The organism is Desulfosporosinus shakirovi (assembly GCF_020595055.1).
GTDB lineage: Bacteria > Bacillota > Desulfitobacteriia > Desulfitobacteriales > Desulfitobacteriaceae > Desulfosporosinus > Desulfosporosinus shakirovi.
Window position 1 is genome coordinate 106,765 of sequence record NZ_JAJDOO010000010.1, and the last position, 14,417, is coordinate 121,181.

Here is a 14,417-nt window from a genome sequence, read left to right on the forward strand (position 1 = left end):
TTACAATAAACGATATCCTACCCCTGGTTCGGTAATAATATGCCGTGGGCGAGATGGGTCACGTTCCAGCTTTCGCCTTATTTGTCCAATATAAACCCGCAAATACTGTACTTCCTTCTCATAGGACGACCCCCATACTGTGCGAAGTAAATAACTGTGAGTGATAACTTTTCCGGCATTAATCGCTAGATTTCTCACGATTTCATATTCTGTTAAGGTAAGCTTAATCTCGATATCATCCCTTGTAACTCGCCGATGTACTAAATCAAGGGTCAAATCTTCAAAATTTAATACAGGCTGTTCCTCTACCCCCATAGTGTGACGTATTGCCGCTCGAATTCGAGCTAACAATTCACCCATGCCAAAAGGTTTCGTGACATAATCATCCGCACCAAGGTCTAAGGCCATAATTTTTTCACCCTCCTGTTCCTTAACCGAAAGAATGATAATTGGCACTTTAGTCCATTCTCGCAACTGACGCACAACGTCTAGTCCATCGATATCCGGCAGCCCTATATCAAGGACCACTAAGTCCGGGCTGAACATCGCGACTGCCTCAAGACCTTCTCTTCCCGTCTTAGCGTCTTTTACAACATATCCGTGACTGGTTAAGGCCACCCGTAAAAAACGCCGGATCTGTGTATCATCATCAACAATCAAAATTCGTTGACCTTTATTTTCCATCTTGCTCTCCTTTATTCATCTCTGGAACAACACCGAGAAATTGGTCGGTTATAGGTAAGGTGAATGTAATTGTCACTCCACTCAGTTTATTGTTTTCGGCCCAAATCTCACCGCCATGAGCTTCAATAAGTCCTTTACAAATTGCCAAACCGAGCCCCGTTCCACTCACTTGCAGAGGGGAACTAAGTCGATAAAACTTATCAAAGACCTTGCTTAAATCCGCTTCAGGAATGCTATGGCCCCGATTAGCGACTACAATCTCTAACTGCTTTCCTTGTTGCCGAATCGCTATCATTATTTTGCTAGCGGCTTCGGAGTACTTAAGTGCATTATCCAGCAGGTTGATCAACACTTGCTCTATCAAAATCCCATCTGCTTGCACCAAAGGTAAGCCTTCCTGAATATCAATGTCTAAAGGCCTTCGAGTTAAGGCGTCTCCAAGCCTATTAATCGCCACTCCAATGATATCTTGAAGATCGCACCAATCTTTATTTAATCGAAGCATACCACTTTCCAGCCGTGCCATATCCAATAAGTTACTAATAAATCGATTCATTCGCTCTGCCCCATGTAGAATTGTTTTCAGCAACTCCTTGCGGACCTCAGGGCTATAGACGACATTTCTATCTTCTAGAAGTCCGGTGACGGCCCCAATAATGGAGGCGAGAGGCGTCCGTAAGTCATGAGAAAGTGAATTAAATAGCGCCGTGCGTAAACGTTCAGACTCCACCAATGAAAGGGACTCCCTGGCTTGTTCCGCTAATTTAACTCTATTGATGGCCATGGCAGCTAATCCCGTAAAGGCTTCTAGCAAGCGGATTCGCTCACTGTCAAATTGTTCTTTACGTTCATTGCTATAAATCCCCAGAACTCCTTGGGTTCCCTGCTCTGTACTCAGTGGCAAATATAGGGCCTTTGCAGTACCTAATGTCTCCGTTCCCTTGCCCGCTTTTAGTCCTCTTTCATAGACCCAGGTGGCAACTGAAAGTTCACTGTTATCTAAGAAATTCTTAAGTCCAGAGTCTTTTCTCAGCACCAATTGAGCCTTTTCATTAGGTAAAAGCAACATGACTTGCCCCTCCAACGTTTTTGAGACATTGCTAACAATACAATCTAACACAGCATCCAGGTTATCGGCTGCTGCGATATCTCGACTTAGAGAATAAAGTGCTGAAATGCTGCTCTCGCGCTGCCGAGAATAATTCACCTGTTTTTTCAATCGATCTGATAGAGTTCCGGTAATTAAACCCACCAACATAAAAATAGCAAAGCTGATTAAATACCGGAGATCAGCAACCGTAAATTTAAAAATGGGAGGAACAAAAAAAAGATCAAAGGCGATCGTCCCCATTAACCCAGTCGCGATAGCGGGAAAAGTTCCCCAGCGGGCCGCACTGATTAGAATAGGGAGTATATAGGCCAAAGAAATATTAACCAGTCCTAAAAATGGACTTACTAAGCTAAAAAATAACGTCATTACCATCACCATCAAGCTAGAGACCAGATAGGGAAGGATTTTTGGAGAAGCCCACCATTGGGTATTAGATCCTGCTTCTTCCCTATTCTTCACTTCCTGAACTTGAGCTGGTCCTATCTCTTGTTGGCTTCCAGGGATAACATGAATACTAATACCCTGACTTTGCCGAATCACTTTGTCCACGACGGACCCATTAATTATCTCCCAAAAACGCGTATGCTCAGGTTTTCCAATAATTATCTGAGAAACATTGTGTTTTCTAGCTGTTTCTAAGATAGCTTCTGCGACACTGTCTCCCGTCATTCCAATAATTTCTGCTCCCATTTCCTCTGCCAAGCGAAGATTTTTAGCCATTGAATCTTTCTCAGCCTCACTGCCGGGAAACCGTCGCAGAGTTTCGACATGCACGGCCAATAATTCTCCTTGTACCTTCTCTGACATTCTTTTTGCAATCCGAATCACCTGAGCTGAGAAGGGGCTGGCACTTATACAAACCAAAATCTTTTCTCCTGTTGGCCATGGTCCATTGATTCCATGGACTCGTCTATAGGATTCTAGCTGGCGATCCACTCGTTGAGCTGTATAGCGAAGGGCCAACTCCCTCAGAGCGTTGATATTGCCGGGACGAAAGAAGTTTTTGAAACCTTCTGTTTCTCGGTCGGGAACATGCACCTTACCATCTTTTAACCTTTGAATTAACTCCTCGGGCGGGATATCAATCAGCTGAATCTGGGACGCCGTTTCTAAAACTTGGTCGGGAACTGTCTCCCGTACGGTAACCCCTGTAATTTGGATTACTATATCATTGAGCGTCTCTAAGTCCTGAATATTCAAGGTAGTGTAAACGTTGATTCCCGCTGACAATAATTCTTTGACATCCATATAACGTTTTTTGTGCCGAGATCCTTCTGCGTTAGAGTGGGCAAGTTCATCAATCAAGACAAGTTGAGGGCGTCGTTTCAAGACTGCATCCAAATCCATTTCCCGAAGAATCTTACCCCTATGATCTTGAGATCTCCAGGGAATGACCGTTAAACCTTTGAGCATCCCCTCAGTATCCGCTCTACCATGAGTTTCTACTAAACCTATAACCACATCTATACCTTCCGACAATCTGCCTAAGGCCGCTTCTAACATCGCATAAGTTTTCCCGACCCCTGAAGCAGCACCTAAGAAAATTGTTAGTTTTCCCTTTGCCATTACATCACCCTTAATTTATTCGTACATCTCTATTGTCTAACAAACCCAATCTTTAATACTGAATATAAGCTTTATTATAAATCTATTATCCATATAAAAGTCATAAAAAATTAAGAAAGGACCATAAAGAAAATATAAATATTTATACTTATTTTTATATGTTTAAGTCAAAAATTAGATTCGCATCCATTGATACTGCCGCTTCGAATGCCCATCGGAGAAGGGAATGGGCAACCTTGACCAAGAACCCACCCTACTTAAGAAGTGAAAAGCAATGAGACAGTAACAAACCTTAAACAAGTTCTGTTACTGCCCCGTTGTTTTTGTTAGTACCGTCCAATCTTAATACTCAATTCCCTCTCGCGCTATTATGCCCTTGGTCATGGGATGTTTGCGAGCAGTGATTTCCGAGACATAATCAGCTAACTCCATCAGCTTTACTGGGGCATCTCGCCCGGTCAATACCAGTTCGAGTTTTAGTGGTTTGTTCTTTACAATCTCGACTACCTCTTCAAGTGGTAGGTATCCATAATTCACAGCAGCCATAATCTCATCCATGATGATCATGTCCCATTTCTCGCTCATGATTGCTTCCACAATATAGTTCAGACCAATCCGCATTTCTCTTTCCAGCCCACTTTTTTCTTCATCAGTCATATTCCAAACGAATTTGTCATTTTCCTTGTATCGAAAGAGTTGAAAGCACGGTTCTAAGGTAGCGATGACCTTCATTTCCCCGGTATCCCATCCTTTTAAAAACTGAACCATCAGGACCTTAAGTCCCTGTCCATAGGCCCGGATTCCCAACCCCACTGCAGCAGTTGTCTTTCCTTTCCCTGCACCAGTATAAATATGGATAAGTCCTTGTTCCATGCTTACATTTCCTTCCTCTTAAATACTATCTAATACGACAAAGGCTTTGATCTCCTCCCCTTTATAGGGCACTGGCAAGATCTTTACACTAATTCCGAAATACTCTTCAATTCTTTTTTCCGTAATAATTTCTTTAGTCCTTCCGAACAAATAAGATTTTTCACCCAAGAGCAACGTAGTATCAGACAGACGCAGAGCATGTTCCGGGTAATGAGTATTGATAATACAAGCTAGGCAGCGTTCTTTGACCAATCTTCTCATAAGATTTAAGATCATAAATTGATTCCTAAAGTCCAAGTGTGATTCTGGTTCATCTAGAACCAGCACCTTAGGTTCACTGGCTAAAGCTCTGGCAATGAAGACTAGTTGCAATTGTCCGCCGCTTAAATGATTACACAACTTGTCTCGAATGGAACTGATGCCTACTTCATCAATTGCCTCATCTGCTATTTTTTTATCCTTTCCCGAGGGCACAGAAAAAAGCCCAACATGCCTAGCCCGACCCATGGTTACAAGTTCTCTGACCGTATAGGGAAAAGAGAATCCATGGGCTTGCGGAACATAACCAATAGAATTCTGCTTTTGAGCTGCCCTGGAATAATCTATAGACCTTCCATCAAACCTCGTCTGACCTTGCCGCCATTTTAGAATCCCTGTCACGCACTTTAAAATCGTCGTTTTGCCAGTACCATTCTGGCCTAGGATGGTCATAATTTCTTGCTCACCAAGAGTAAAGCAGATATCCTGTAATATATCCTTGTCTTTTGTATATCCGAAATATCCATTTTTCACTTCAAGTATCATTGCCAATCGCCTTTCGCTGTTTTAAAGAGAATCGCAAAAAATAGCGCTCCCACAAGGGCCGTTAAGATACCAATCGGGATTTCTGCAGCCGTCACCGTACGCGCAATCATATCGACAATAATCATAAAAATCACTCCAATAATACAAGAGGCAGGAAGCAGGTTCTTATGGTCTTCTCCCACAAGCATACGGCAGATATGGGGTATAACCAATCCTTACCCAGCCACTTCATCATCAAGGGAGTTTCCACACAAGGTGCGTCCCAGCGATAAATACCCATAGGCGCTTTATACACTCTCTTATTTTTTACAGCCTCGATTGTACTCCAATCTTGACCTGAATACTTGTTCTCATATAAATCTTCGGGTAATATTTCGGAGAAGTTACTCAGAATGATCACTTCCGGATTCCAGGCTATAACCTGTTCCATTGTAACTTTCTTCCAGTTGTCTCCCGTCACCTCATTTGCCACGTTCACCCCGCCTGCAGTATCGATCATGATTTTATTCACAGATTCACCTGTGGCTACTTGCAGTTGTTCATCTCTCAGATACAGGGTCTTAGGTTTATCCCGACTCGTTAGTGAACTCTCCTTAGACTTGAGATAGCTATTAGTATCCTGTTGATACTGGATAAGCGCAGTTGCCCGCTCTTGCTGGTTTAATATCTCACCCACCAGCTCGATCCCCTTTTGAACATCCTCAAGGGTCCCATATTTGATAGCCACAGAAGGGATACCGATCTCTGCCAGCTTTTTGCCTACTTCCGGCTGATAATCCCAAATGACGACCAAATCAGGCTTTAGCTTGGCTACCTCTTCGTAATTGACATTAAAATTATTATCGACGAAGGTTGAATTAATGTTAGCCATTTCAGGCGCCATAGCCTTCAAAATGTTTTTTTCGTAGGCCTTCATAGCAGACGGATGCATCCCCACAATTTTTTCACCCGACCCGTCAACTGCATAGACAATAGTAGCCCAAGGAATAGGCACAACGGCAATCTTTTCTACATTAGCTTTGATTGTTACTTGGTTGCCCAGCAAATCTGTGACAATTTTTGTCCCAGAGGATTGATTAGATGACGTCTTTATTTCATTCCCACGGGATTGACAACCCGCGAGGCTTAACATTAAAAACGTTACTAGTAGAAGTGATAATAAGGCCTTTCTTCTTTTATAATGCTTGATCATGTAAATTCCTCCAATGTATTGTTAAAATGTTATACCTCGATAAAGCTGGCCAAATAATCATACCCTCTTTTTCCGATGAACTCGTAATGTGTACCGGAATACATAGGTCCGCTCAAACCCACATGTGGGATAGGCACATACTGGGGGCTGCCTTCGCCCAGAAGTCTCTGATACAGCGGGTCTCCGACAATGATATCCGGCTGAATTATATCAATCCACTGGACCAGTGCTTCTTCATCCTCAAGCAAATGGACATCGGCAAGTGCCTTTTCCTGATAAACTTTCTGCATTCGTCTATCTATTTTTATCAGACTAGTTGTCTTAACATAGTCAAGACCAAAGTCGTTACGCAGACACGAGGCCGTACAGGAAGCAAAGAGAGGTTCGCCTATCACGACAGCTCTCTTTCTAAACTTTGGTTTACCAGTCGGAACGTAGTGTTGCTCGCTTGCATTGCCCAGGGGAATGTCTACTATCTCCGCCAAATCCTGATATAGCCGCTGCATGCCCCACAAACCCACAGGCACATGCATGACATAAGGTATGGAATATTCATTTTTCATATATTGAGCAAACCCTACACCCTCATGTGACACAACCAAGTTCAAGGCTGCAGCGGACATTTTCTTATAGGTTGCCATGTCTATTTTCTCTAATGGTGAACAATTAATTTCCAGTCCGAACTTCTCCAGTTCGTCAATAAGTTTGGTTAAATGTATTTCCTTGCCCAGACTTAGGGGCGTATACCCGATGATATTCACTTGATTTATCTTCTTCTCCCTCCTTTCCAGAAAATGCTTACCCAAGGTTAGCAGCATATTGTAAACCCCAGAGTAATAAGTCTCAAATCTTTCCATAGGAAGGGCTAAAGTGGTCAAGCCTGTTCTCCTGCTTAGCTTAGTTGCCATTGAGTCAATATCGACTCCCGTCAAAGCTGGGACCGGCGTACCCATAATTGCAATGCATTCGACCTGAGGATTTTGTGCTCAAAGCCTTTCCGCCTGAAACAGAAATTCATCTTCTGAGCCCATGACGGCCTCCAGCTCTCCCAGCTTGGAGCTAAAGAACAAGGTTTGACTCAAATCTCTAATTTCATCACATTCAATAACTGCACTGCTACACCCGCCGGGCGAGTACAAAAGGTTGAGTGAAGGCAGAGCAAAGAGAAGAGAGCAGGCACCAGAATAATCACTTGCCAGCGAAGGCACGCGGGTCAAAAGTCCACTCATCGCATACCCTCCAAAATTCCCAAAATACCTTCGTACCCGAAATGGTAATCCACACTCAATAATACCTCTTTGGATGTCAGACAATAAAACGCTGCTTTTTCGCCAATAGCTATATCTATCCCTTCAAACCCCCTCGTCTGAGTTTCAAAGGCTATGTTTGAAACTAAATAAACTTCCGCCTTACTTCCCATAAAGGCGAGTGCTTCAATATACGTCATATCTTGTTTGTTCGCTGTTTCGGCAAATATAACCTCAACAGGAAGACCGATCAACTCTAACGTATGGGCAAGCTCAAAAGACCTGGGCCCAATTCCCACCGCAATTCGTTTTCCATCTAATGCGTCAGTGACTCCAGCAGCAAGCCTATGGTACTCGTGGGTATCCTGACTATAATCCCAAGTGACCTGCAATCCCTCCATCAATGCTGAATAGCTATGTTTTATATCTTTCATATTGTACTGAGCTGGCAAGTATAGTAAGGGTATGTCCCATTTTTTCCGCATGCGCACCGCCAAATCATAACCAAAAGAATCCAAAGCAATATTTAGCTTTCCGTTTGCCAGGTCTTCAAATTCTTCGTAGGAATCCAGTGCCGCAAATTCTCTAATCTTCTCACTAGAGCAATAGTTTCTGAATATCTGCCTCAGCCCTGAATACTGAGGAAGTTTTCCTGCATCCCCTAACACATTGATGTGGCATTGCTCCTCTTGTGAAATGCCCCTTTGCAGTAAATCAATAAAAATATCCCCCAGTCGCTCTTTAGGAAGTGTCCGTCTCCGAGAAAGCGGTCCCCGCTCAAAAATCTTCACAGGTATTCCATATTGAGTTTCAATTCGTTTCGTTATTCCTACGAAATCTGTACCTGTAAGAATATCGGCACAGGTAATATAAACGATGATCGCTTTTGAGCGGCGCGAACTCACAAGACCTTCTAGCGCCTCCTCCAATTTTTCCAGATGCTTCCCCGCTGCAAAATCGTGGCTGGATACCTGAAGCAGGAATAACCTTTCGTTCAACCTCTTTTTCGCGGCTCGAAAATATAATACTCTTGAGCAGGATGAAGGACCTGCTGCCAGGACATCAATGCCCCGCACACATAAGGCCAAATTGACCAATTCTCCACAATCATCCTCCGCTATACCCCTGTCAAAAAAGCTGTTTAAGGGCAACTTCGCCTCAATATCTGCCAATTTAATCTTTTCTTCCCAGCTACTTGTTTTGATATATACCGAACAAGACAATTCCACTCCCCCGCTTTCCGCTATCCAACCTCTATGCTTTTCGCAATTCCAGGTCAAGCATGTAGTGACTGAGTTTTTCCAATTCATCATCTTCAAGAGCTGTTACTGGCTTATAACCTTGATCCTCTGTGATAACACCCGCTAAATCTTTAAAGAAACCAGCTACCTTTGAATCTGGAAACTTTTCCAGAACCGTTTTGCCTTCAAGTTCCGCAAGAGCAATTTCTCTGCTGAAAGGGACTTCAGCCACTATCCGCGTATCCGTCAAAGAGACAAATTCCTCGACTGCCGCCCTACTCGAGTCACCATTTCTACAGTTGTGAATTAATCCCCCCAGGATTATTGGCCTTGTCCCCTGGCTTCTAGTGATAGCCTTCATGATATTGTTAGCAGCATATACAGACATGAATTCCGAGGAGGTTACAATATAAATTGTATCTGCATACCCTTCGCGCATAGGAACCGAAAATCCACCACACACGACATCACCCAGGACATCATAAACAACGGCGTCCCAAACTTCATCCCATAGTTCCAGATAGGTTCAATTCATCCATCATGGTGATAATTCCCCTACCTGCACAGCCAATGCCGGCTTCGGGGCCTCCGGCTTTAATGCAATTAACACCACTAAAACCAGGAAATACGATATCCTGCCGAGAAATACCTATACGCTTAGCCTGCAATTGCTGTAAAACCGTAGGAATTTTACGCCCCACAAGGCATCTTGTGGAATCCGCCTTAGGATCGCAGCCAATGTGCAAGGTCCTAAGCCCCTGAATTGCCAAAGCTGCAGAGATATTGCCAGCCACTGTCGATTTTCCGATTCCGCCTTTTCCATAGAACGCTAGTTTTAGGCAGTCCCTCTCTTTTCCAACCTTCATATTGTTTTCTCCATATGAACGGTTTCCGCACTGCCACCCTCGTCAATTGTTTTGAAACCCTGTTTTTTCCAAAAAGTAGTTAAGGGGTGATACCAACCTTTCAGCAATTCAATCCGGTCATTATAAGTACAGATTGCAGCAGTACCTACAACTTCACCCACCTTTGTGAGTACTCTCCACAGGTTGCAGTTTGCAGGCTCCAAATACCTCTTGCCCAGCCCCCATACATCATCCGTTATGGCCAACTGGCCTTCCTGGGCAAATAGTTCTTTCAACTGGAACAATAAAAATTTCTGCACACCATCAATATCTTCTGTTCTAATAGGTCGGATAATTATGTCTTGCTTATTCAACGCGAACAGCCCTCCTTTTCTGATGACATATCATGGCATTTTGCATTTTAGATTCAGTCCCCATCCAAAAGAGCCAGTAGCTGTTTGGTGTAAGGATGCCTATTCAGTGCAAAAAGTTCTTTCCCTTCGCAGACATCCACCATTTCTCCTCGCTGCATAACCATTAGCCGTTCGCTCATAAAGTGAACAGCACTAAGATCATGGGAAATGAAATGAAAAGATAAGCCACTCCATGCAAAAAACCTCTCAACCGATTGGTCAAGAGGCTTAAAAACTGATAAACATTTGCTCATCACTAATAATACCTCCTCTATCGCTCGTAGAGTTTCGGCTTGCATCATTTAGGCAGGTCTTCTGACTCTGGATCATCAATGGTTCATACCTTCCCGGACTCGTCCAGTGGCATCAATGAGCCATTTCCCCATCACAGCGGCGGGACCATGCAGGAATTACACCTGTTTCCCTTTTAAACCGAGGTTCTCGAACTTCAGTACCTAAATTCCCTAAGTATTTAGTTTTATTGATATCTAGTGATCATCGACACCTATAAAAAAATAAAGAGACAACCTCACATCACTAATCCAGAAGACAGCAATGTATCGGTTGTCTCGGACGGCGCGTTCTCCTCCGCTTTCAAGTTGCATTCGCATTTTTGAAAGCTGATCCCACTTGAACAAGACATTGACCCCGCAGGTCAGTTTCCCTCTGGAAACCTTTTATGTACATAAAATAATAGATAAAGCCCTTCATAATGAAGGGCCGAATTAACAAGTCCCTCCACCCATCCATCGTGAGTAAAGCATCTAAGCAATCAGGTCTCCTGGCTCAGGATCCTCATTTACTGCCTCCTTCCCAAGTTTCCTCAGTGGATGTTTGGCAGAAACTCCCCGTTACAGTGGCGGGACCGCGCCGGATTTACACCGGCTTCCCTGTTATGATTTCTCTGCTAAAGAAAATCACTTGCTCATTTATTTAATAAATTAAACTTAACACAAAACCACAACATGGTCAAGCATACTGACGTTGAACAATGAACACTAGGTGACATCGGAAATCCTCTTTTCAGTTTAGAATTGTTGTATGAAATATATTTTACCTGATGAACCAAGGCTATGGGCTTGTTACCGCCTATGATGGTGACAAAGAAAATAAAAACGGACTGTTACTGGACCTGAAGATCCGGTAACAGTCGTTTTATCATTAATTTTCCAGAATATTTAACGCCTTTATAACGGATTCACTATTTCATAATCATAACAGAACTTGCTTTGATAAGAGCGGTGACATCGTCTCCCACTTTAAGCTCCATTGAATCCGCCGACCCGGTGGTAATTGAAGCTACTACCACTGCTTGAGCACTAACATCTAAGATTACTTCAGTCGATACCGGACCTTTCTTAATGTCCTTAATTTTCCCTTTAAGCTGATTTCTCGTCGATAATTTCATATGTACACCTCCATCTATAGTCATGCATAGTATTGCACCAACAAGAAATATACATACAAAACCGCTTCCATTCCGGGCCAATATCTTGGCGAATGATTTCCTATGGTCATCTTCAATCCTTCCATTGCAGTTCTAAGCCAACCGCTTCTGAGCTAATCTGCTGGGCTCTGCGACCCTAGAAGAGCCGTACGAGTCTTGCCATTTGATGAATCGTATGATGTTCCTTTCTGTCGCTGACCACAGCATCAGCCCTCCCAATTGGGATTTCGGGACTTACAAACTTCGGACTTCGTTTCCGGCCTGCTAGTTCACTGTCTACACTTAGAGCAATGATCACCCTGTGCCTCTCCAGACTTGCTCTATATATAAAGGCACTTTGAGGAAAAATCCTCAAAGTGCCTTTATATATAGAGCAGTATATCGTTACCGAGTTTCCAAATGGAACAGTTTGCCCGATTCTACTGAGTTTTCTTTGGCCGTCATTTCCTGAGGCGTTACCCGATAAACAGAAACCGCATTCCCATCCATGGAAGAGCGATATTTCTCAATCAAAGTGCTGGTTAAAGGTTGGCTGTAATACTTGGGCATAAATTTATCCAGCACTTTTTGTAATGCCGCAGTAGCCTCTTCGAGATCAGTCACCTTTTCAGCTTTTCCAAAAATCATCACGCTCATGTATGCCGTATCAGCATGGCAAGGTACTGGGTCGGTTACGGTACCCTGTTCCTTATAGATCGTAAAACAAACAAGGGGATTTTCGGAAAGAATCTTTTCTTTTTTGCCTGAACCCATGCCATGAAAGTAAACACAACCATTATGCCATACATAGTTCACCGGAACGGTATAGGGAAAAATACCACTTACCATGCCAAGCACACCTGTTCTTTCTCGCCCAAGAAAGGTTTCGATTTTCTGCTGGTCTGTACAGTTTCTCGTCGTATAACTCACCTGATTCATCACAGATCACCCTTTCTAGCCATTTTTTCCAGTTGCGTAAGAAACATAGTCATCCACTGGTTATTTAGTTCGATGTATTCAGGGTGAGCAAGCAGTTCTTCCGGTGTCTGAACGTAAATCCCAGGAACCATTTCTCCCCCGCAGTTTTCCACCAGGCCCTTGATGATTGACGAAGTATTTTCCATATGAAACTGAAACCCAAAGACCCTTTTTCTATAAATGAAGGCCTGCTGCTTACAGGCATCGCTTTCCGCCAGGCAGTTCGTATCTTCCGGCAGTACACTGAAGGTGTCCCCATGCCACTGGAATACGATGGGCTGATGAGGGAAAAAGGAAAATAAGGGGGATGACCTGGCTTCTTCGCTCCAACGAATTGGAAACCAGCCAATTTCCGGATGAGGATTTTTGGTCACCTTCCCACCTATCACATCAGCAATCAATTGCCCTCCAAGACATAGGCCAATAATCACTTTACCCGAGTCGATGGCTGCTCGGATGAACGCTTTTTCCTTGATAAGCCAGGGATAAGTTTCCTCTTCGTAAACATTCATCGGACCACCCATGACTACCAACCAATCGAAATCCTGCTGGTCAGGCAAAAGGCCATTTTCGTACACTTGGGTATTTGTTATTCTAAAACCTTTTTCCTTGGCCCAGCCTAGAATGCTCCCGGGATTTTCAAAGGGGGCATGTTGCAAATAGTGAAGCCTCATCTCCTTATTTCCGTCCTTTCGTCATTAATTTTTGGGGTTTTTTGGCTTTTCACGGGCCGCAATCAGCACCGGTTTTACTCACCCAGTTGGATCTTGAATTTTTCAAAATAGGCACGGCATAGGAAGCAGGCTTTGTTTCCCTATTTTGCAAAAGAGTCAGATACTCTGTAGGCAAACCCTGCTCTTTGCCACCTTGCACAATAAAATCCAGATATTCAGTGCTGGGAAGTTTCGCCTCTTTTAAGATATCCTTTTTGTAGATTATAGCATTAATCGTCTCCTGCTTCATATCAACTACTTTCACAGGATAGTGAAAATACGCGCCTGTCCCATTAAGACGAGCATCCTCATACACATCTAGTGACTCCCAATCAAAAACCTGCAATTCATATAATACTCCCCAAACCTCCGATTGGAGCTCAGGAACTACCGTTTCCTGGGCCCCATCCCAAACAGCCGAATATCCGTAAAATTCAACCTTGTAACCTGGCAGACGAGCAACTCCAAGCACCTTTGGACTCGAACACCTTTGCTTCATTTGTGCCCAGTTCAGATTTGAACCATAGGCAAAATAACAGTGAGTCACTTTCTTCATCATTTTTCTCCTTTCACATAATTTCCCAAAAACCTTCACCCTCACTACTGCTAGCCAGCGCTAGGTTGGAGCCTTATCACCACCCTCTCCAACCTTTGAAGCCCTATTCTAGCCAAGTTGTTGTTGCACAAACCTTAAACCTTGCTCAACCGTATCACAATGTTCCACACTGGTAATGCCTCGTTCAAGAAGCTTTTGCTGAGCATGATAGCCAATTCGCAGCGTAAGTACTGCCTCACAGTCGGCAATCACGTCAACTAAAGCATCGCGGCGAGACTGTTCTTCATCACATTCAGCCATCCCTAAACAATATTGATCAACTGCTCGAGATTCCAGAAAAGAAATTTCCGGCCCGGCTATTTCGTAAATTAAAAATTCCTTAGCATGGCCAAAATGCAAATCAACCAAGCTCCCATGTTTTGAGGTTACCGCAACCTTAAGTTTGGGGGACTCTTTTTCCTCTTGTTTACTAATTGGCAGAGTGGCTACCAGTCGTTCATTGTCACGAAATTCCTGAGACCGATCTTCTCCAAGCAACCCGATAGCATCAGCGCGGCATTGCTTGCAGTGACGCATCTGCCTGACATCCTGTTCACACAAATTCCTCATCTCATTAACATCTTTCATGGTAGTTTGAGGAAACTTTTCAAAAACACTGCCTGAAGCTGGAATTAGCGGCATAATATTTATAATATAAACGCCAACCTCTTTCATTTTCTTCACAACTTCCGGAATATGTTGGTCATTAATACCTTTTAGCATAACAAT

General features: G+C 43.4%; 19 protein-coding genes and 2 riboswitches. All 19 genes read right to left on the bottom strand.

Going from position 1 to position 14,417, the window contains the following annotated elements:
* On the bottom strand, positions 1-684 hold the full coding sequence (locus LJE72_RS11010; RefSeq protein ID WP_229247626.1) for a response regulator: 684 nt from the start codon (positions 682-684) through the stop codon (positions 1-3).
* On the bottom strand, positions 674-3,361 hold the full coding sequence (locus LJE72_RS11015) for a sensor histidine kinase (protein WP_229247627.1): 2,688 nt from the start codon (positions 3,359-3,361) through the stop codon (positions 674-676). The genes LJE72_RS11010 and LJE72_RS11015 overlap by 11 nt, the downstream gene beginning before the upstream one ends.
* A gap of 342 nt (positions 3,362-3,703) precedes the next feature.
* Complete coding sequence (locus LJE72_RS11020) at positions 3,704-4,234, bottom strand: cob(I)yrinic acid a,c-diamide adenosyltransferase (protein ID WP_229247628.1); 531 nt, start codon at positions 4,232-4,234, stop codon at positions 3,704-3,706.
* Between the two features lie 18 nt (positions 4,235-4,252).
* A complete protein-coding gene (locus tag LJE72_RS11025) occupies positions 4,253-5,038 on the bottom strand; it encodes an ABC transporter ATP-binding protein (RefSeq protein WP_229247629.1) in 786 nt (261 codons plus the stop codon).
* A complete protein-coding gene (locus LJE72_RS11030; RefSeq protein WP_229247630.1) occupies positions 5,035-5,226 on the bottom strand; it encodes an iron chelate uptake ABC transporter family permease subunit in 192 nt (63 codons plus the stop codon). The genes LJE72_RS11025 and LJE72_RS11030 overlap by 4 nt, the downstream gene beginning before the upstream one ends.
* Complete coding sequence (locus LJE72_RS11035) at positions 5,169-6,230, bottom strand: ABC transporter substrate-binding protein (protein WP_229247631.1); 1,062 nt, start codon at positions 6,228-6,230, stop codon at positions 5,169-5,171. Before LJE72_RS11035 ends, LJE72_RS11030 begins: the two co-directional genes overlap by 58 nt.
* A gap of 29 nt (positions 6,231-6,259) precedes the next feature.
* Positions 6,260-7,192 carry a nitrogenase component 1 gene (locus LJE72_RS11040; RefSeq protein ID WP_312038925.1) on the bottom strand — a complete coding sequence of 311 codons (933 nt, stop codon included), beginning with the start codon at positions 7,190-7,192 and terminating at the stop codon, positions 6,260-6,262.
* Positions 7,193-7,216: 24 nt separating this feature from the next.
* On the bottom strand, positions 7,217-7,459 hold the full coding sequence (locus tag LJE72_RS11045) for a hypothetical protein (RefSeq protein ID WP_229247633.1): 243 nt from the start codon (positions 7,457-7,459) through the stop codon (positions 7,217-7,219).
* A complete protein-coding gene (locus tag LJE72_RS11050) occupies positions 7,456-8,700 on the bottom strand; it encodes a nitrogenase component 1 (protein ID WP_229247634.1) in 1,245 nt (414 codons plus the stop codon). Before LJE72_RS11050 ends, LJE72_RS11045 begins: the two co-directional genes overlap by 4 nt.
* 31 nt (positions 8,701-8,731) lie before the next feature.
* The gene (locus tag LJE72_RS26240; RefSeq protein WP_312038921.1) at positions 8,732-9,181 is read right to left on the bottom strand and encodes a P-loop NTPase family protein; all 450 of its coding nucleotides are present in this window, start codon (positions 9,179-9,181) and stop codon (positions 8,732-8,734) included.
* Positions 9,182-9,221: 40 nt separating this feature from the next.
* Positions 9,222-9,584 (bottom strand): nucleotide-binding protein, encoded by a 363-nt coding sequence (locus LJE72_RS26245; protein ID WP_282437892.1) that lies wholly within the window; start codon positions 9,582-9,584, stop codon positions 9,222-9,224.
* Positions 9,581-9,937 (bottom strand): hypothetical protein, encoded by a 357-nt coding sequence (locus LJE72_RS11060; RefSeq protein WP_229247635.1) that lies wholly within the window; start codon positions 9,935-9,937, stop codon positions 9,581-9,583. Before LJE72_RS11060 ends, LJE72_RS26245 begins: the two co-directional genes overlap by 4 nt.
* Positions 9,938-9,990: 53 nt before the next feature.
* Complete coding sequence (locus LJE72_RS11065) at positions 9,991-10,230, bottom strand: hypothetical protein (RefSeq protein WP_229247636.1); 240 nt, start codon at positions 10,228-10,230, stop codon at positions 9,991-9,993.
* A 34-nt stretch (positions 10,231-10,264) separates the two neighbouring features.
* Positions 10,265-10,450, bottom strand: a riboswitch (cobalamin riboswitch).
* Positions 10,451-10,730: 280 nt separating this feature from the next.
* Positions 10,731-10,916, bottom strand: a riboswitch (cobalamin riboswitch).
* 261 nt (positions 10,917-11,177) lie between these two features.
* Positions 11,178-11,384, bottom strand: a complete 207-nt coding sequence (locus LJE72_RS11070) for a TOBE domain-containing protein (protein WP_229247637.1) — start codon at positions 11,382-11,384, stop codon at positions 11,178-11,180.
* A 175-nt stretch (positions 11,385-11,559) separates the two neighbouring features.
* Positions 11,560-11,721, bottom strand: a complete 162-nt coding sequence (locus tag LJE72_RS11075) for a hypothetical protein (protein WP_229247638.1) — start codon at positions 11,719-11,721, stop codon at positions 11,560-11,562.
* A gap of 86 nt (positions 11,722-11,807) precedes the next feature.
* Positions 11,808-12,341 (bottom strand): pyridoxamine 5'-phosphate oxidase family protein, encoded by a 534-nt coding sequence (locus LJE72_RS11080; RefSeq protein ID WP_229247639.1) that lies wholly within the window; start codon positions 12,339-12,341, stop codon positions 11,808-11,810.
* Complete coding sequence (locus LJE72_RS11085) at positions 12,341-13,054, bottom strand: type 1 glutamine amidotransferase (RefSeq protein WP_229247640.1); 714 nt, start codon at positions 13,052-13,054, stop codon at positions 12,341-12,343. The genes LJE72_RS11080 and LJE72_RS11085 overlap by 1 nt, the downstream gene beginning before the upstream one ends.
* 49 nt (positions 13,055-13,103) lie before the next feature.
* A complete protein-coding gene (locus tag LJE72_RS11090) occupies positions 13,104-13,649 on the bottom strand; it encodes a gamma-glutamylcyclotransferase family protein (protein ID WP_229247641.1) in 546 nt (181 codons plus the stop codon).
* A 108-nt stretch (positions 13,650-13,757) separates the two neighbouring features.
* The gene (locus tag LJE72_RS26530; protein WP_312038922.1) at positions 13,758-14,363 is read right to left on the bottom strand and encodes a NifB/NifX family molybdenum-iron cluster-binding protein; all 606 of its coding nucleotides are present in this window, start codon (positions 14,361-14,363) and stop codon (positions 13,758-13,760) included.
* Positions 14,364-14,417: the final 54 nt, after the last annotated feature.